This window comes from Mycobacterium canetti CIPT 140010059 (assembly GCF_000253375.1).
Taxonomy (GTDB): domain Bacteria; phylum Actinomycetota; class Actinomycetes; order Mycobacteriales; family Mycobacteriaceae; genus Mycobacterium; species Mycobacterium tuberculosis.
Map to the genome: position 1 here is coordinate 3,530,438 of NC_015848.1, position 17,847 is coordinate 3,548,284.

The window sequence follows — 17,847 nt, forward strand, 5'->3', positions numbered from 1 at the left end:
TAATCGCCACTCAGAGGGTAGAACACGGTATCCCGCACGCGGTGTCGTGCCGCGCGCTGGGCGTGTCGCAGGCATGGTTTTACAAGTGGTGCCATAGCGATGGTTCACCACGGCGTGCACGGCGAAAAGCGTTGGCGGCCACCATCGGGTATCTGTTCGCCAAGCACAAGCGGACCTACGGATCACCGCGGATTACCGCTGACCTACGGGATATGGGGTGGCGGGTGTCGGTGAACACCGTCGCGGCGCTGATGCGCGAGCAGGGTCTGGTAGCGCGGCGCAAACGCCGCCGGCACGGCACCACGAAACCGGACAAATCCGCGCGTAAGGCCCCCGATCTGCTGGGCCGAGACTTTTCCCCGCGCGACCACCCCAACCTCGCCTGGGTGGGCGATCTGACCGAAATCCCCACCGATGAGGGCAAACTGCACCTCGCCTCAGTAATTGACCTGCATTCGCGGCGGGTGCCCGGGTTCGCCATGGGGGTGCACCATGACGCCGCGCTGGCGCGGGCGGCGCTGTGTATGGCCATTGCGGTGCGCGGCGGGTCGGTGGCCGGGGTCATTTTCCACACCGACCAGGGCGGTGAATACACCGGCGAACTGTTCGCCAGCGCTTGCCGATCCGCTCGCGTCACCCAATCGATGGGGCGTACCGGGTCGGCTCTCGACAACGCGGCCGCGGAATCGTTCAACTCGACTCTGGAATGGGAATTGTTGCGCAACAACCACTTCCACACACGTGAAGAGGCACGTCACGCGGTCGCCGCCTGGATCGACGAGTATAACGTTGAACGTCGGCATTCCACGAACGGCATGCTCAGCCCCGTCGACTACGAACGCGCCTGTGGTCAACAACGGAGTGAGCAACCAGCCGGTGAACAGCACGCCCAGAAACGGGCGGCATGAACCCAGAAGGAGACGGCTTCGCCGCCGCTGTCCTGCCCGCCGAGCGCCGCGGCAGGCTACGGGGCCGCCCCTCCGGCCTCAAGGGTCGCTACCGCGATCGCTACGCGACGGGCCTACGGCCCGCCCTTGACCCCGGAGCCTCTACGGCCCCTTCCCGCACAGCGGCACGGGCAGGAGCAGCAGCCCTGCCCACCAGACCCGCCACGGCGCCCGGCTCCTATCAAGATCAAATCCCTACAAACAAGTCTCTACGGTTACAGGGGATTGCCTATCATCAAGGCCGCAATGCGCAGCGGCGAGCGCAAGAGCGACGTCATCCGGCGGGCACTGCAGCTGCTCGAACGGGAAGTGTGGATCAAGCAAGCTCGCACCGACGCTGAGCGACTTCGAGACGAGGATGTCTCCACTGAACCGGACGCGTGGTGATTCGGGGAGCGGTCTACAGGGTCGACTTCGGCGATGCGAAGCGAGGCCACGAGCAACGCGGGCGGCGCTACGCCGTGGTCATCAGCCCCGGCTCGATGCCGTGGAGTGTAGTAACCGTGGTGCCGACGTCGACAAGCGCCCAACCTGCGGTTTTCCGACCAGAGCTGGAAGTCATGGGAACAAAGACACGGTTCCTGGTGGATCAGATCCGGACGATCGGCATCGTCTATGTGCACGGCGATCCGGTCGACTATCTGGACCGTGACCAAATGGCCAAGGTGGAACATGCCGTGGCACGATACCTTGGTCTGTGATGGCTGTCGCAGTCTGCAAATGGGCCACTGACCTGGCCCTTCGGTGGAGCTGCCGGGAATCGAACCCGGGTCCTACGGCATTCCCTCAAGGCTTCTCCGTGCGCAGTTCGCTATGCCTCTGCTCGGATCTCCCGGTCACGCGAACTAGCCGAGATGACGATCCCAGTCGCTGTGGTTGTCCCGAGGAGTCCCGCGACCGGACTCATCGGTGGATCCCTCTAGCTGATGCCAGGGTCCGGGCCGAGGGCGTTCCCGGTCTGACAGACTAGCCGTCGCTTAGGCAGCGAGAGCGTAGTCGCGCTGATGTGAATCGGCGCTTATTTGGTCGCAACGACGCTTACGGTGGTCTCTTGCCTGCACCGGCACGCTTCCCTTGATTCGATGCGCGAAGTCGAAACCGTTCAGCCCCTCGCATCCCTGCCGACCTTCGGCAGGACCATCAATCCTACGCCGCTCTCAACAACCGGCAACGCCATTAACTTCCCGGTCAGATCACGAAGTTCAGGCGCTCGAGGATGTGACCGGCCAGCTCCTTGTCGCCGCCGAGTTCCACATCCTGGCTGCGCGCCGGGCTCATCGGGCGCCCGCCGGCGAGCCTGGTGAACTGCAGTCCGTCCAGGCGGATCGTCGCCGTCGGCGCCGGCCCACCGAAGTCGTCGACCACCCGCGCTCGACCGTCCACGGAAACGCGGATGCTGCGAGACAGCGGGCCGGTCAGCTCCAACAGCACGCGGGAGCCGTCGGGCGCTTTGGCCAGCTTGCCGACGACGAACCCCATGGTGGCCGCTATCTCATCGAGGACCAGCGGTGACGCCGGCCCGCCGAGTTCGTCGTCGGACGACGGGCGCTGCACCGCCGCGCGGATGTCCTGTTCGTGCATCCAGCAGTCGAAGATGCGTATCCGCATGAACCGCCCGTAGCTGTCGGGGCCCGAGGGGGTGGTCGTCGGCGCATTCCATTCGTCATCGGAAAGGCTCGCTAAGACCTTGCGGCGCTGGCTAGTCACTGCGCGAAACCGCTCCAGCAAGCCCACACCCGATTCTGTGCCCAGATGACGCACCCAGCACTCGTTCATCACGCCGATGGGGTTGCGGACATGCGCAAGCGCAGAGACGTCTGTGTCTGGTTCTGGTGCGGCGATGCCGAGCAGAAATGACTCGGTGCCGATGATGTGCGACACCACGGCCTTGACGTCCCAACCGGGCAGCGGACTCGTTGCCTGCCAGTCCGTCTCGAGCAGTCCATCGAGCAGCGCATCCAGGGAGTGCCACACGGCGAACAGCCCGGCCAGCACGTCGGACTTGTCCAGTGTGGTAAGGGGACGGCCCGGTGTGGTCACAAAGTGATGCTAAACCTCACATTGCCCAGTTCTCGATCAGGTCATGCCCTTAGCGCGCCGACCCAACTCGCGGAGCACTTCACGCTGGGCATCACGACGGGCCATGTCCTGGCGTTTGTCGCGGGCTTGCTTGCCTCGGGCCAGCGCAAGCTCAACCTTGACCTTGCCTTCGGCGAAATACAGCGACAACGGCACCAGGGCGAAGTTGCCTTCGCGGATCTTGCCGACCAAGGTGTCGATCTGGCGGCGATGCAACAGCAGTTTGCGGTTGCGTCGCGGCTCGTGGTTGGTCCAGCTGCCGTGCCGGTATTCCGGGATGTGCGCGTTGCGCAGCCACACTTCGCCGTCGTCGATGGTGGCGAACGAATCGGCCAGCGACGCCTGCCCTTCCCGCAGGCTCTTCACCTCCGTGCCTTGCAGCGCAACCCCGGCCTCGAACACCTCGATGATCGAATAGTTGTGCCGGGCTTTGCGATTGCTGGCAACGATCTGCCGGCCGCCACGCGACGACTTGGACACAGCTATCGCCGCACGTAGAGGCGCAGCGTTACGTAAGCCGTCAACCCCGACATCGCCACGCCCAACAGCAGCAGCCACGGCGTGATGAAGAGGATGTCCGCATAGTCAACCTTGGCAATGAGATTGGCTTGATAAAACTGGTTGAGCGCATTCTCCAGGAACAAAGCCCGCACCACCATCAAGCCCGCTACGGCGATGCCGACACCCATCGTCGCGGCCAGCATCGCCTCCACTAGGAACGGCAGCTGGGTGTACCAGCGGCTGGCACCGACCAAGCGCATGATGCCGATTTCGGTGCGCCGCGTATAGGCAGCCACTTGGACCATGTTGGCGATCAACAGAATCGCCCCGATGGCCTGAACCAGCGCGACCGCGAACGCGGCATTGCTCAAACCATCAAGGACCGCGAACAGCCGGTCAATCAGCTCCTTTTGATTCAGCACGTCCAAGACGCCGGGCTGCCCCTTCATAGCGGTGTCAAAGTCCTTGTGCTGCTCGGGGTTCTCCAGCTTGACAATGAACGACGCCGGGAACGAATCCTTGCCCGCCACGTCCTTGAACTGGGGAAACTTGCGGATGGCATCGTCATAGGCCTGCTGGCGGTTAAGGAAACGCACCGCTTTGACGTCGGATCGCGTTTCGATCTTCTCCCGTAACGCTTTGCACGCAGTGGTATCGCAGGACGAGTCGTTGGCGGAAACGTCTTCGGTGAGAAAGACCTGAGATTCCACCCGGTCGAGATAGATGGCCCGGGAGCTGTCGGCCAACCGGACCACCAACATACCGCCGCCGAACAATCCGACCGAGATCGCGGTCGTCAGGATCATCGCGATCGTCATGGTGACATTGCGACGAAAGCCGGTCAGGACCTCATTTAGCAGGAAACCGAAACGCACTTAGCGATCCATCCCGTAGACGCCACGCTGTTCGTCGCGTACCAGCCTGCCCAGGGACAACTCAACCACCCGTTGGCGCATCGAGTCGACGATGTGGTGGTCGTGCGTGGCCATCAGCACCGTCGTGCCGGTGCGGTTGATCCGCTCCAATAAGTCCATGATGTCCCTACTGGTCTCCGGGTCGAGGTTTCCGGTGGGCTCGTCGGCCAGCAGTACCAGCGGCCGGTTGACAAAGGCGCGGGCGATCGCAACGCGCTGTTGCTCGCCGCCCGACAGCTCGTCTGGCAGCCGATTGGCCTTGCCGGACAGACCGACCGTCTCGAGCACTTCGGGGACCACCCGGTTGATCGCGTCGGTGCGTTTGCCGATGACCTCCAATGCGAAGGCGACGTTGTCGTACACCGTCTTCTGCTGCAGCAACCGAAAGTCCTGGAAGACGCAGCCGATCACCTGACGCAGCTTCGGTACGTGGCGACCGCGGAGTTTGTTGACATGAAACTTCGAGACCCGGACATCACCACTGGTCGGCGTCTCCGCTGCCAGCAGCAGCCGCATGAAGGTTGACTTGCCCGAACCCGACGGGCCGATCAGGAAGACGAACTCACCCTTGTCGATCTTGACGTTGATGTCATCCAACGCCGGACGCGCCGACGATTTGTACTGCTTGGTGACATGGTCCAGGGTGATCATCACGGCACGCCAGTGTAGCGGTGAGATTAGCGGGCAGGCGAAATCAACGGGTCGGTGGCTCGGATTTGGGGTAGGTGCCGGCCGTCGGACCCGGCCCGGGCTGCGGTAGCGGTGCCGGTGGTGTTGGGGTCGTGGTGCCCGGGCCGAACGGCGGCGGCAACTCAAACGGCGGCGGGACAGCCGAATCGGTCGTGGTTTCGGGCGGGCTGACCGGCGGTGTGCTCGACGTGGTGGTCGGCGTCGCCTTGACGGTGGGTGGTTGCACTCTGGTGCGCGGCACCCAGGTGTAGTCAGGATCGGGCACGAAGCCCGGCGGCACCACCTGGGTCGGCGGAGAGTCACCAGGACCTGGTGCCTGTGGCCTATAGGTCTCGTAAATCCACCACACCGCCAGGAACGCGGCGATCAACACCAGGGTCGACGTGCGGATCCGGCCGAACAGATAGCCCGGCCAGTGCCGTTTCTGGTTGCTGAGCTTCACGCTACTGCTCCGGACTTTCTGCCACCGCGGCCCGCGCATCGGCCGCGGTGACTATCCCGGCGCGGGTGAGCGCGCGGATCACCAGCACCCGCAACTGCCGGCCCGCCTCGAACTGCTTGCCGGGTAGGGTGCGGGCCACCAGTCGCAGGGTGACGGTGTCCACTTCGATGCGCTCCACGCCCATGACCGTGGGCTCATCCAACAACAGCTCTCCCAGCAGCGAATCGTGGCGCGCGTGCTCACACTCCTGATGCAAGACCTCGTTCACGCGGCCGAGATCGGCGCTGGTCGGGACGGGGATGTCCACGACCGCGCGGGCCCAGTCCTTGGACAGGTTGACCGACTTGACGATGTTCCCGTTGGGAACGGTGAACACCTCACCCTCGCTGGAACGCAGCTTGGTCACCCGCAGCGTGACGTCCTCCACCGTGCCGGCCGCGTTCTCCGGTGACCCCACCATGCTGAGTTCGACCAAATCGCCGAACCCGTACTGCTTCTCCACGATGATGAAGAACCCGGCGAGTAGGTCCTGCACCAGGCGTTGGGCACCGAAGCCCAGCGCGGCGCCGAGCACCGCCGCCGGCCCCACCAACGCACCGACCGGAACCGGCAACACATCGATGACCTCGTACACAACGACGACATAGATGAGGACGATCGACACCCACGAGATCACCGACGCTACGGCCTGGCGGTGCTTGGTTGCCTCCGAGCGCACCAACGCGTCGCTTTCGGTAAACCCGAGGTCGAGGCGCCGGGTCACCCGGTTGGCAAGCCAAGTCACGAAGCGGGCCGCCAGCACCGCTGCGATCAGCAGCATGACGATGCGCAGGCCCCGGTTGAGGATCCAGTCGCCGATTTCACCGCGCCAGAAGTTATGCCAGTGCTGTGCTATCGAGGTGGCCAGAACTGTGCCGCTAGTCGTCATTACGTCGATTGCGCCACCGGATCCCGGCTTCCAGGAATCCGTCGAGGTCTCCATCCAGAACGGCCGCCGGATTGCCGACCTCGTACTCGGTGCGCAGATCCTTGACCATCTGATATGGGTGCAGCACATAGGAACGCATCTGGTTACCCCAGGAGCTGCCGCCGTCGGCCTTCAACGCGTCGAGCTCGGCGCGTTCTTCTAAGCGCTTGCGTTCCAACAACTTTGCTTGCAGAACCCGCATCGCCGCGATCTTGTTCTGCAGTTGGGACTTCTCGTTCTGGCAGGTGACCACGATACCGCTGGGAATGTGGGTGAGCCGCACCGCTGAGTCTGTCGTGTTCACCGACTGCCCGCCGGGCCCGCTGGAGCGATAGACGTCGACGCGGACATCGCCCTCGGGGATGTCAATGTGGTCGGTGGTCTCCACCACCGGCAGCACTTCGACTTCGGCGAACGACGTCTGTCGCCGGCTCTGGTTGTCGAACGGGCTGATCCGCACCAGCCGGTGGGTGCCCTGTTCGACCGACAACGTGCCGTAGGCGAACGGTGCGTGCACGGCGAACGTGGCGCTTTTGATGCCGGCTTCTTCGGCATAGGAGGTGTCGAACACCTCGACGGGGTATTTGTGCTGCTCGGCCCAGCGGATATACATCCGCATCAGCATCTCGGCCCAGTCTGCGGCGTCCACCCCGCCCGCGCCGGACCGGATGGTGACCAGCGCCTCACGCTCGTCGTATTCCCCCGACAGCAGGGTGCGCACCTCGGTGGCCTCGATGTCGGCGCGCAACGACTTGAGCTCCGCGTCGGCCTCGGCGACGGCATCGGCGGCGGCCGCGCCCGCTTCCTCGGCGGCCAGCTCGTAGAGCACCGGCAGGTCGTCCAGGCGGCGCCTTAGCTCCTCGACGCGCCGCAGCTCTCCCTGGGTGTGCGACAACTCGCTGGTCACCCGCTGCGCCCGGGTCTGGTCGTCCCACAAGTGCGGATCAGATGCCTCATGCTCGAGCTTCTCGATGCGGCTGCGCAGACCCTCGACGTCGAGCACCCGCTCCACCGTGGTCAGGGTGCAGTCCAAGGCGGCGATGTCGGCTTGACGGTCGGGGTCCACAGCAGCCAAGGTTACCGGCATCAGCGTCTAGCATCAGATGACCGTCATGTGCACCGCACGACTGCGGCCCAGCCCATTCGCAGCCCCTTGCGCCGCAGCCGGGCACAACACAGAAGGCTCGAGTATGCGTCCCTATTACATCGCCATCGTGGGCTCCGGGCCGTCGGCGTTCTTCGCCGCGGCATCCTTGCTGAAGGCCGCCGACACGACCGAGGACCTCGACATGGCCGTCGACATGCTGGAGATGTTGCCGACTCCCTGGGGGCTGGTGCGCTCCGGGGTCGCGCCGGATCACCCCAAGATCAAGTCGATCAGCAAGCAATTCGAAAAGACGGCCGAGGACCCCCGCTTCCGCTTCTTCGGCAATGTGGTCGTCGGCGAACACGTCCAGCCCGGCGAGCTCTCCGAGCGCTACGACGCCGTGATCTACGCCGTCGGCGCGCAGTCCGATCGCATGTTGAACATCCCCGGTGAGGACCTGCCGGGCAGTATCGCCGCCGTCGATTTCGTCGGCTGGTACAACGCACATCCACACTTCGAGCAGGTATCACCCGATCTGTCGGGCGCCCGGGCCGTAGTTATCGGCAATGGAAACGTCGCGCTAGACGTGGCACGGATTCTGCTCACCGATCCCGACGTGTTGGCACGCACCGATATCGCCGATCACGCTTTGGAATCGCTACGCCCACGCGGTATCCAGGAGGTGGTGATCGTCGGGCGCCGAGGTCCGCTGCAGGCCGCGTTCACCACGTTGGAGTTGCGCGAGCTGGCCGACCTCGACGGGGTTGACGTGGTGATCGATCCGGCGGAGCTGGACGGCATTACCGACGAGGACGCGGCCGCGGTGGGCAAGGTCTGCAAGCAGAACATCAAGGTGCTGCGTGGCTATGCGGACCGCGAACCCCGCCCGGGACACCGCCGCATGGTGTTCCGGTTCTTGACCTCTCCGATCGAGATCAAGGGCAAGCGCAAAGTGGAGCGGATCGTGCTGGGCCGCAACGAGCTGGTCTCCGACGGCAGCGGGCGAGTGGCGGCCAAGGACACCGGCGAGCGCGAGGAGCTGCCAGCTCAGCTGGTCGTGCGGTCGGTCGGCTACCGCGGGGTGCCCACGCCCGGGCTGCCGTTCGACGACCAGAGCGGGACCATCCCCAACGTCGGCGGCCGAATCAACGGCAGTCCCAACGAATACGTCGTCGGGTGGATCAAGCGCGGGCCGACCGGGGTGATCGGGACCAACAAGAAGGACGCCCAAGACACCGTCGACACCTTGATCAAGGATCTTGGCAACGCCAAGGAGGGCGCCGAGTGCAAGAGCTTTCCGGAAGATCATGCCGACCAGGTGGCCGACTGGCTAGCAGCACGCCAGCCGAAGCTGGTCACGTCGGCCCACTGGCAGGTGATCGACGCTTTCGAGCGGGCCGCCGGCGAGCCGCACGGGCGTCCCCGGGTCAAGTTGGCCAGCCTGGCCGAGCTGTTGCGGATTGGGCTCGGCTGATCAGCGACCGAACAACACCCCTGGGTTGAGGATCCCGGCCGGGTCGAGTGCGGACTTCGCCGCCCGCAGGGCCGCCGCGAACGGGTCGGGACGCTGCCGGTCATACCAAGCGCGGTGGTCGCGACCGACCGCATGGTGGTGGGTGATGGTACCGCCACTGGCGCTGATCGCCTCGGACACGGCAGCCTTGATCTCGTCCCACTGCGCGTCGAGCGACCCCCAGCGCCCGCCGGCATAGATGCCGTAGTAAGGAGCCGGGCCGTCCGGGTAGACATGGGTGAATCGACAGGTCACTACTCCGGTCCCGCATACCTTCCAGATCGCGGTCCGAGCGGCATCGGTCACCGCGGCATGTAGAGTATCGAATCCGTCCCAGGTGCAAGCGGTTTCGAATGTTTCGGCGATAACTCCGCGGCGAACCAGCGCGTCTCGTTGATACGGCATGCGCAGAAACGCCGAGCGCCAGTTCGCGGCTGCGTTGTGTTCCGTTGCGTCGCTTGTAGTTCCGCGGCTACGTTGCGCGGTCACCGTGCCGCCGTGTTCGGCGGTGATCGCCACCGCCCGGTGCAGCCACGGGTCTATCGGGTGGTCGGCAGACTCGAACGCCAACACCAACAGCCCGCCACCAACGGACGTGCCGGCATTCAGCAACGCCTCGGCCGGATCCAACAGCCGGCAGTTGGCCGGGTACAGCCCCGCCTGAGCGATCGTCCGGGTCGCGGCGACCGCGGCGGCCCAGTCGTCAAACCCCACGGACACCGTGACCTGCCATCGCGGACGGTGTTGCAGCCGCATCCACGCCTCGGTGATGATGCCAAGCGTCCCCTCGGACCCGAGGAACAACCGGTCCGGGGATGGTCCGGCACCGCTTCCGGGCAGCCGCCGGGACTCGCTGATCCCCACCGGGGTGACAATCCGCAGCGATTCGGTCAAGTCGTCGATATGGGTATAGAGCGTGGCGAAGTGTCCGCCGGAGCGGGTGGCCAACCAGCCACCGAGAGTCGAGAAGCCGAAGGACTGCGGGAAATGGCGCAGTGTCAAATCGTGTGGGCGAAGCTGATGCTCGATCGAGGGGCCGAACGCACCCGCCTGGATGCGCGCGGCACGGCTGACGCGGTCAATCTCAAGCACCGCGCTCATGGCAGTGACGTCGACCGTGACCACCGGCTCATCGAAGCGCGGCTCGACACCGCCAACCACCGAGCTGCCACCACCGTATGGGATGACCGCAATCCCCTCGCGCGCACACCAATCCAGCACGTCGATCACGTCCTGCTCGCTGCGGGGTCGGGCGATGAGGTCGGGCAGGTGGTCGAGCTGGCCCTGCAGGTTGCGTGCGATGTCGCGATACGCTTTGCCGCGCGCGTGTCCGGCCCGATCGACGAGATCGCTTGAGCAGAGCGCGGCCAGCGATGCCGGCGGGCTGACCCGTGGGGCCGCCAAACCGAGCGCGGTCAGGTCCGGCGGCGGGTGGTCGCTCAGGTCATGGCCGGACACCAGTGCCGCGACTCGCGACTGTAGCGCTTGCGTCTCCTGATCGGAGAGCGCGTCCTCGACTGTGCCCCAACCCCACCACGAACGCATGCTGATGGTGTCAGCGTTTGAGGACGATCATGGCTCCGCCGACGACCACCAGCACCAGGGCCGCGACGATAGCCCATCCAGCACCGGCTAGCCACCACATGACACCTAATGCGGCGAGTACCGGCGACAGCGCGAAGAACACCATTACCGGGTGCTGCCTAATCACTGCGAGGGCACTGGTCGCCCGGACTCGATCGATTTCCTTGCCTGGCATGCCCTTCAGGATGCCAGCTGACTACCACAATGCAAGCAGCGATGAGCCGACGAACCGTCATCCTTGGCCTGCTCCCGCTCGCTGTTGTCGTCACGAATGGCGCACGATGCGGCGCACCAATGCCTGTGACCGAAGGCGGTTCGGGCTGTCATTGACAATTCATGAAGATGCCTGCCGCATCATATCCGTTGTGCCCGTTGTTCTAGAAGTCCGACGTGCTGAGCCTGCCCACCCGGCGACCCCATATCCGGAACCCCTCGCGCGCTGCAGCCGCTCACCTGGTCTGAACGAAAGCTCGCACATGAGTGGTCGGATTCCGCCCTAACAACGCGCCATAAACGCAGGCTCATGCGCTGCGCCACGATGCGCCGATGCATTTCGGTAACGATTGTTAGTTAACCCTTGTACGAAACTCTCTTGAGGCGCTCTAACCCGAAGTTCCCCCTGATCCGGCGCGGTTTGTGTCGTTGACCTGGGCATTTGTGGTTCGGTACTGACTACGCCAGGCCGTGGCGGTGGGAAACGGCCAGTAGGTCGAAGGCGCGCCGTTGTGTGGGGGTGGGGGTGGTGGTTTTGGTGAATGCTGGCAGGTCGTCTGTGGGTTGGATGTAGTTGGCGCAGATGGTGGCCAGGTCGGTGAGCAGGCTGGTGAAGCTGTGCACCGGTTGGTTGTCTTCGGTGCGTTTGCGTGCTGCCTTGTTCAGCGCTTCGTCGGAGCGTTGGGCTGGCGCGACGGGGTCGGCGCGTTTGGCGGCGGCGGCGGGTTTGTCGTTGTCGGTGAACAGGATTGGGGCCAGGGCTTGTTTCATGTGCCAGCTGATGTAGTAGGAGAGCATGTGCAAGAACATGTGGGCGCGGACCCGGTCGGCCAGCCGATGCCGGATGGGGCGTACGTCCAGTTCGCTGTTGAGGGTGCGGAAGAAGCGTTCGACGTCGGCGAGGTCTTTGTAGCGGCCCACCACGTCGTCGCGGCCCAGGGCGTTGTCGGGCAGGCTGGTGCGTAGCACGTAGATGCCGTCGAGGGCGGCCTCGGCGGCGATACTGTTCTGGTTGCGGGTGAAGCTGAAGGCCTCATCGGTGATGTGCAGGTCAAAGTGCTTGGCCATCTTGAACTTGTTGCGCACCTTGCCCACCCGCAGGCCGATCTTGTCTGTACCGCGTAACGGCCGGCGTTGGCGGCGGGTGGCTTCGGCGATGGCCTGCAGCTCCTTTTCGGTGGCCGCCAGCAGCTCGGCGCGTTTGCGGGCGCGCTCGTCGGCCAGGGCGGGGTTGTGGCAGCACACCAGCCGCTCACCGGGATAGTCGGGGTGAGTGATCTCGAACAGGTTCTGCTCATCGAACAGCGACAGCTGCAGCGCCCCGTCCTCGAGCAGGATCTTGATCTGCGGGGCGCGCAGCGCGCTGATCCAATCCAGGTGCGCCGGACGCAGCTCGTCACGGATGCGCGCGGAAGTGAGCATGCCCCGATCGCCCACCAGGGCGATGCGGGTCAACCCGAACCGGGTTTTGAGCTTGTCGATTTGAGCTTTCAGAGTTTTCGGGTCGGCGGTGTTGCCCTTGAACACCTCGATGGCCACCGGCGCTCCCTTGGGTGAGCACAGCAGCCCGTAGACGATCTGCAGCCGGCCTTTGACCCCGTCGCGGGCGTGCCCGATCGCTCCCAGCGGGCAGGTGTGGCCCTCGAACGCCGCCGAGGATACGTCATAGAGCACCAGGGTGCCGTTGGTCAGATGCCGTGCGGCCAAGGCGTTTTCGATGCCGTCTTTGCGCTCCAGCGCCCAGTCCATCGCGTCATACAGGTCGTCCTCATCGGCGCCCGAGACACCCAGCACCGCACCCAGCGTGCTGGTGGCGGTCTGGGCGCGCAGCCCGCGCGCGATCGCCAGTTTCGATCCGGGCTCGATGATCTGCCCGATCAGCATGGCCAGCACCAGGTTGCGCCGCCGCGACGGGGTGGGGTCGATCAGCTCGGGTATGCCCAGCTTCTCGGCGGTGCCGGCCACCGCGGCCACATGCCCGTGCGGCAGGCTGCGGGTGATATCGAAGGCCTCGGCTAGATCCCAGTCCGCGGGCGGCAAGCCCTTAAGCGCCCGGTCCAGTCTGTCCAGCTTGTGCTCGGGCCAGCGTGAGAGGTTGGCCAGGGTACGCGTCTTGACCTTGCCGTTTTCGCGGAAGCTTTCCCGCAACAGCACCGCCGGCGGGGATCCCCGGTTGGGTACCCGGGTAATGTACATGATTACTTTATAACACGCGGTCAGCGCGATAATAGCGTCATCAGAGGATGACACGCCGAGCTATTCTCAATAATACATGAGTACATGTTGAGGGAAGTTGAACACAGAAACACCTGCTCACGAAACAGATCGAAACTCAGCCCGCCCCTACAAGGGGGAACTTCGGTCTAACCGACTGCGTCCAAAGTGGAGGATCGAAAAGATGATAGGAAAATGAGTACGCCTACGCTGCCTGATATGGTAGCTCCATCCCCGAGAGTGCGAGTAAAAGACCGTTGTCGCCGGATGATGGGGGACCTACGCCTTTCCGTTATCGATCAGTGCAATTTGCGATGCCGTTATTGTATGCCCGAAGAGCACTACACATGGTTGCCGCGGCAAGATTTGCTATCCGTCAAAGAAATCAGCGCCATTGTAGATGTTTTCCTTTCCGTTGGGGTAAGTAAAGTTCGAATCACCGGTGGCGAACCGCTGATCCGCCCAGATTTGCCGGAAATAGTGAGGACATTGAGCGCAAAGGTCGGCGAAGATTCAGGTCTGAGAGACTTAGCGATCACGACGAACGGCGTCCTTCTCGCCGACCGCGTTGACGGCCTGAAGGCTGCGGGTATGAAACGCATCACTGTCAGTCTTGATACGTTGCAACCCGAGCGCTTCAAGGCGATAAGTCAGCGTAATAGCCACGATAAGGTCATCGCGGGTATCAAGGCTGTCGCAGCCGCGGGATTTACGGACACAAAAATAGACACAACGGTGATGCGTGGTGCCAATCACGATGAGCTGGCTGATCTGATCGAATTCGCTCGGACTGTTAACGCGGAAGTCAGGTTCATTGAGTACATGGACGTCGGCGGCGCAACTCACTGGGCATGGGAGAAGGTCTTTACCAAAGCGAACATGCTCGAGTCCCTTGAGAAACGGTATGGACGTATTGAGCCTTTGCCCAAACATGATACGGCGCCCGCCAATCGATATGCGCTTCCGGACGGAACTACCTTCGGAATTATCGCGTCGACAACGGAGCCATTCTGCGCAACCTGTGACCGTTCACGGTTGACCGCCGATGGCTTATGGCTGCATTGCTTGTACGCAATATCGGGTATCAACCTAAGGGAGCCGCTGCGTGCAGGCGCGACTCACGATGACTTGGTGGAAACCGTGACAACCGGATGGCGGCGACGAACGGATCGCGGAGCAGAGCAGCGTCTTGCCCAACGCGAGCGCGGAGTGTTCCTGCCATTAAGCACGTTAAAGGCCGACCCGCATCTGGAGATGCACACCAGGGGCGGGTAAGCCGAACGAACAGTCGATTGATCAACGACTCCACAGTTGAGGAAGGAACCATGACGGTCAGCACCCCTGAGCAACACGAGCAACGAGCATCCCACGATGCATCCGAGGGAAAGCACAACGTATGTCAGGGGAGGCTGGCCGCACTTGCCGACGCGGCCGTGTCAGAGAAACTCGGAGCACTACCTGGCTGGCAGCTTCTCGACATGCGACTCAGCCGCGCTTTTCAGTGCACAAATTTCGACCAATCCATTGACTTCATGAATAGGGTCGCATCAATAGCAAACGATATCAATCACCATCCCGATATCGCTGTACTGGACAAGCGTTCGGTGCGCGTGACGGCGTGGACGCGCAAGCTGGGCTATCTGACCGACATCGACTTCGATCTTGCGGCGTCCGTCGAGGCGATGTATGCGACAGAATTCGCTGACAGGCCAGCACGATGATCGACCATGCACTCGCGCTGACACATATCGATGAGCGTGGTGCGGCACGAATGGTCGATGTGTCCGAGAAACCCGTGACTTTGAGGGTTGCCAAAGCGTCAGGGCTCGTGATCATGAAGCCGTCTACCTTGAGGATGATTTCCGACGGTGCCGCTGCTAAGGGTGACGTCATGGCGGCGGCCCGGATAGCTGGCATCGCGGCGGCGAAACGTACGGGTGATCTTATTCCGCTATGCCACCCGTTAGGGCTCGACGCCCGTGCGCCATTCGTGGCGACAACTGCGAGCGGGAGCGGGACCAAGGATGATGGTCCCGGTCGCGACGGGCGCGATCCCGCTCCGGAGTGGTCAACGCATCAAACGACAAAGCGCTCAGCTCATCGACCGCAGCATCGAGCCGGTCCAGCGCCGCGACCAAACTAGAATTCTCGCGCAGACACCGCTGAAACGACAGTGACGCAAGGGATTTCATTGAGAGGACCAATGACCCTATTTGATCAAACCGGATGACCATACCGTCAACGTTGTGGACATACAGGTGCTCAAGAACGCAGTCTTGCTGGCATGCCGGGCGCCGTCGGTGCACAACAGCCAGCCCTGGCGTTGGGTGGCCGAAAGCGGCTCCGAGCACACTACTGTGCACCTGTTCGTCAACCGCCACCGAACGGTGCCGGCCACCGACCATTCCGGCCGGCAAGCGATCATCAGTTGCGGTGCCGTACTCGATCACCTTCGCATCGCCATGACGGCCGCGCACTGGCAGGCGAATATCACTCGCTTTCCCCAGCCGAACCAACCTGACCAGTTGGCCACCGTCGAATTCAGTCCCATCGATCACGTCACGGCGGGACAGCGAAACCGCGCCCAGGCGATTCTGCAGCGCCGAACCGATCGGCTTCCGTTTGACAGCCCGATGTACTGGCACCTGTTTGAGCCCGCGCTGCGCGACGCCGTCGACAAAGACGTTGCGATGCTTGATGTGGTATCCGACGACCAGCGAACACGACTGGTGGTAGCGTCACAACTCAGCGAAGTCCTGCGGCGGGACGATCCGTACTATCACGCCGAACTCGAATGGTGGACTTCACCGTTCGTGCTGGCCCATGGTGTGCCGCCGGATACGCTGGCATCAGACGCCGAACGCTTGCGAGTTGACCTGGGCCGTGACTTCCCGGTCCGGAGCTACCAGAATCGCCGTGCCGAGCTAGCTGATGACCGATCGAAAGTCCTTGTGCTGTCGACCCCTAGCGACACGCGAGCCGACGCACTGAGGTGTGGCGAAGTGCTGTCGACCATCCTACTCGAGTGCACCATGGCCGGCATGGCTACCTGCACGTTGACCCATCTGATCGAATCCAGTGACAGTCGTGACATCGTGCGGGGCCTGACGAGGCAGCGAGGCGAGCCGCAAGCCTTGATCCGGGTAGGGATAGCCCCGCCGTTGGCAGCAGTTCCCGCCCCCACACCACGGCGGCCGCTGGACAGCGTCTTGCAGATTCGCCAGACGCCCGAGAAAGGGCGTAATGCCTCAGATAGAAATGCCCGTGAAACGGGTTGGTTCAGCCCGCCTTGATCAGGATGCCTTTGTGGATGTCGGGTAGGGCGGTGGGGATGTTAGCGAGGTAGAGCTGCTCGGTTTTCTCCTTGGCCAAGATGAGGAGTCGGTTCTGCAGGTCGGCGATTTTGCGGCCGATCTGGGCGGGGTTGAGACTGTCTCGGTAGGTGATCAGGTCGGCCTGCTGGGCCGCGGAGAGCACCCTTGCGGCCAGTGGCCGGTCCAGCGGCGTCTGTGGGGCATCGTAGAGGCGTCGGCGGCGGCCGTCGGCGCTGCTGGCATACCCGATCGGTTTGATGGTCGGGGTGAGGTAGTTGAGGCGGTCGTTGACCAGCTTCCACATCCGGTTGAGCACGGCGCGTTCCTCGGCGGTGTCATAGCGGTAGTAGAACGCGTACTTGCGGACCAGGTGGTTGTTCTTGGACTCGATGGTGGCCTAGTGGTTTTTCTTGTACGGGCGAAAGCGGGTGAAGTAGATACCGTTGTCGCCGGCCCAGCTGATGACCGGCTTGTTGAGAAACACGGTGCCGTTGTCGAAATCTAAACCCGTTATCCCATGCGGGATCTCGGTGACAGAAGCTTTGAGCCCGGCGAGGATGTGGGTACGGGCGTTGTTGCGGACGGTGCGGGTGAACACCCATCCGATGTGCACGTCGGTCAAGTTCAGGGTGTGGGCGAACTCGCCTTTGAGCGTCGGACCGCAATGGGCGACGGTGTCGCCCTCGAAGAACCCCGGCTCCGCCTCGACCTCATCGCCGGCCCTGCGAACCTTGATCGAATTACGCAGCAGTGGTGAGGGTTTCGTCGTCGACACATCCGATATCTGGTCTTTGGCCTTCGCGGTCTTCAGATAACGATCGATGCTGGCCGCACTCATCGCCAACAGCTCCTCACGCACCTCGGGGCCATAGCGGTCACGCCCAAACTCCAACACACCGTGACGTTCCAACCCATCAAGCTGCAGCGCCATCGAGGCGGCAAGATACTTCCCGCACTGCCCACCCGAGGCGGACCACACCCTCTGCAACACCTTCAGCGCGTCATAGGAGTACTTCAGCGAACGCGGTTTGCGCGGCCGCTTGGCAACACTGCGGCCCAGCCCCGGCGATAGCTTGGCCGCTGCGACAAGCCGGCGCCGCGCGTTATCACGTGACTAGCCCGTCAGGTCAACCACCTGGTCGAAAATCCGGCCCCGGCTCTTCTTCAAAGCCTGCACATACGCCTTGGCGTACCTGGTGGTGACCTCCGCGCGAGATCTCATCGACAACCCACTTCCCATGCCTCACGACGGTCACCATGTCGCGGGCATATTTACGTGAGGCACCGAGGGTGTTTCGCGGGCATTCTTGGTGAGTCAAGTCGAACGGTTGAGCCATGATCGACGATTCCGTTACCGTGCTGTCAGAAGACGAAAGTTGGCA

At 63.3% G+C, this 17,847-nt stretch carries 18 protein-coding genes, 1 other RNA gene and 2 pseudogenes; 7 read left to right on the plus strand and 14 right to left on the minus strand.

Going from position 1 to position 17,847, the window contains the following annotated elements; genetic code table 11:
- Positions 1-2: 2 nt before the first annotated feature.
- Positions 3-908: an IS3 family transposase gene (locus tag MCAN_RS16440; protein ID WP_309509548.1), complete on the plus strand. Its 906-nt coding sequence runs from the start codon at positions 3-5 to the stop codon at positions 906-908.
- Positions 909-1,177: 269 nt separating this feature from the next.
- On the opposite strand, the pseudogene MCAN_RS21855 reads toward MCAN_RS16440, so the two are convergent.
- Positions 1,178-1,384: pseudogene (locus MCAN_RS21855) on the minus strand (hypothetical protein); the annotation flags it as partial.
- Here MCAN_RS21855 and pemK point away from each other — a divergent pair.
- A complete protein-coding gene (gene pemK / locus MCAN_RS16445; protein WP_003416110.1) occupies positions 1,328-1,648 on the plus strand; it encodes a type II toxin-antitoxin system toxin endoribonuclease PemK in 321 nt (106 codons plus the stop codon). The pseudogene MCAN_RS21855 and the gene pemK overlap by 57 nt on opposite strands.
- 41 nt (positions 1,649-1,689) lie before the next feature.
- On the opposite strand, the gene ssrA is transcribed toward pemK, so the two are convergent.
- The 8 genes from ssrA to prfB all read right to left on the minus strand — a co-directional run bounded on the left by ssrA (position 1,690) and on the right by prfB (position 7,606).
- Positions 1,690-2,057, minus strand: a transfer-messenger RNA (tmRNA) gene (gene ssrA, locus MCAN_RS21860).
- Between the two features lie 78 nt (positions 2,058-2,135).
- Positions 2,136-2,987 (minus strand): maleylpyruvate isomerase family mycothiol-dependent enzyme, encoded by an 852-nt coding sequence (locus MCAN_RS16450; protein ID WP_003416111.1) that lies wholly within the window; start codon positions 2,985-2,987, stop codon positions 2,136-2,138.
- A 36-nt stretch (positions 2,988-3,023) separates the two neighbouring features.
- Positions 3,024-3,506: an SsrA-binding protein SmpB gene (gene smpB / locus MCAN_RS16455; RefSeq protein ID WP_003416113.1), complete on the minus strand. Its 483-nt coding sequence runs from the start codon at positions 3,504-3,506 to the stop codon at positions 3,024-3,026.
- Positions 3,507-3,508: 2 nt separating this feature from the next.
- Positions 3,509-4,402 (minus strand): permease-like cell division protein FtsX, encoded by an 894-nt coding sequence (ftsX, locus tag MCAN_RS16460; RefSeq protein ID WP_014001582.1) that lies wholly within the window; start codon positions 4,400-4,402, stop codon positions 3,509-3,511.
- Entirely contained in the window at positions 4,403-5,092 is a 690-nt protein-coding gene (gene ftsE / locus MCAN_RS16465; RefSeq protein WP_003416120.1) for a cell division ATP-binding protein FtsE, read from the minus strand.
- Between the two features lie 43 nt (positions 5,093-5,135).
- Positions 5,136-5,573 (minus strand): hypothetical protein, encoded by a 438-nt coding sequence (locus MCAN_RS16470; protein ID WP_003416124.1) that lies wholly within the window; start codon positions 5,571-5,573, stop codon positions 5,136-5,138.
- Between the two features lies 1 nt (position 5,574).
- A complete protein-coding gene (locus MCAN_RS16475) occupies positions 5,575-6,501 on the minus strand; it encodes a mechanosensitive ion channel family protein (RefSeq protein ID WP_003416127.1) in 927 nt (308 codons plus the stop codon).
- Positions 6,491-7,606, minus strand: a complete 1,116-nt coding sequence (gene prfB, locus MCAN_RS16480; protein WP_003416129.1) for a peptide chain release factor 2 — start codon at positions 7,604-7,606, stop codon at positions 6,491-6,493. The genes MCAN_RS16475 and prfB overlap by 11 nt, the downstream gene beginning before the upstream one ends.
- A gap of 124 nt (positions 7,607-7,730) precedes the next feature.
- Here prfB and fprA point away from each other — a divergent pair, with 124 nt between their 5' ends.
- A complete protein-coding gene (gene fprA / locus MCAN_RS16485; protein ID WP_003416140.1) occupies positions 7,731-9,101 on the plus strand; it encodes a ferredoxin--NADP(+) reductase FprA in 1,371 nt (456 codons plus the stop codon).
- On the opposite strand, the gene MCAN_RS16490 is transcribed toward fprA, so the two are convergent.
- The 3 genes from MCAN_RS16490 to MCAN_RS16505 all read right to left on the minus strand — a co-directional run bounded on the left by MCAN_RS16490 (position 9,102) and on the right by MCAN_RS16505 (position 13,133).
- Positions 9,102-10,685, minus strand: a complete 1,584-nt coding sequence (locus tag MCAN_RS16490) for an FAD-binding oxidoreductase (protein ID WP_014001583.1) — start codon at positions 10,683-10,685, stop codon at positions 9,102-9,104.
- Between the two features lie 10 nt (positions 10,686-10,695).
- Positions 10,696-10,899 (minus strand): hypothetical protein, encoded by a 204-nt coding sequence (locus MCAN_RS23230; RefSeq protein ID WP_003913800.1) that lies wholly within the window; start codon positions 10,897-10,899, stop codon positions 10,696-10,698.
- Positions 10,900-11,396: 497 nt separating this feature from the next.
- The gene (locus tag MCAN_RS16505; RefSeq protein WP_014001584.1) at positions 11,397-13,133 is read right to left on the minus strand and encodes an IS1634-like element ISMyca1 family transposase; all 1,737 of its coding nucleotides are present in this window, start codon (positions 13,131-13,133) and stop codon (positions 11,397-11,399) included.
- A 213-nt stretch (positions 13,134-13,346) separates the two neighbouring features.
- Between MCAN_RS16505 and moaA the strand changes: the two genes are divergently transcribed.
- The 4 genes and pseudogenes from moaA to MCAN_RS16530 all read left to right on the plus strand — a co-directional run bounded on the left by moaA (position 13,347) and on the right by MCAN_RS16530 (position 16,444).
- Positions 13,347-14,426, plus strand: coding sequence for a GTP 3',8-cyclase MoaA (gene moaA / locus MCAN_RS16510; RefSeq protein WP_003900633.1), 1,080 nt, complete (start codon positions 13,347-13,349; stop codon positions 14,424-14,426).
- Positions 14,427-14,476: 50 nt separating this feature from the next.
- On the plus strand, positions 14,477-14,872 hold the full coding sequence (locus MCAN_RS16515; protein WP_003416149.1) for a 4a-hydroxytetrahydrobiopterin dehydratase: 396 nt from the start codon (positions 14,477-14,479) through the stop codon (positions 14,870-14,872).
- Positions 14,869-15,129: pseudogene (locus MCAN_RS16520) on the plus strand (cyclic pyranopterin monophosphate synthase MoaC); the annotation flags it as partial. The gene MCAN_RS16515 and the pseudogene MCAN_RS16520, both read left to right, overlap by 4 nt.
- 280 nt (positions 15,130-15,409) lie before the next feature.
- The gene (locus MCAN_RS16530) at positions 15,410-16,444 is read left to right on the plus strand and encodes an Acg family FMN-binding oxidoreductase (RefSeq protein ID WP_003416354.1); all 1,035 of its coding nucleotides are present in this window, start codon (positions 15,410-15,412) and stop codon (positions 16,442-16,444) included.
- On the opposite strand, the gene MCAN_RS16535 is transcribed toward MCAN_RS16530, so the two are convergent.
- Both MCAN_RS16535 and MCAN_RS16540 read right to left on the minus strand, forming a co-directional pair.
- Positions 16,431-16,781 carry a hypothetical protein gene (locus MCAN_RS16535; RefSeq protein WP_003416355.1) on the minus strand — a complete coding sequence of 117 codons (351 nt, stop codon included), beginning with the start codon at positions 16,779-16,781 and terminating at the stop codon, positions 16,431-16,433. The two genes, MCAN_RS16530 and MCAN_RS16535, sit on opposite strands and share 14 nt — an antisense overlap.
- 81 nt (positions 16,782-16,862) lie before the next feature.
- Positions 16,863-17,444, minus strand: a complete 582-nt coding sequence (locus MCAN_RS16540; RefSeq protein WP_041180140.1) for an integrase catalytic domain-containing protein — start codon at positions 17,442-17,444, stop codon at positions 16,863-16,865.
- Between the last annotated feature and the right edge of the window lie 403 nt (positions 17,445-17,847).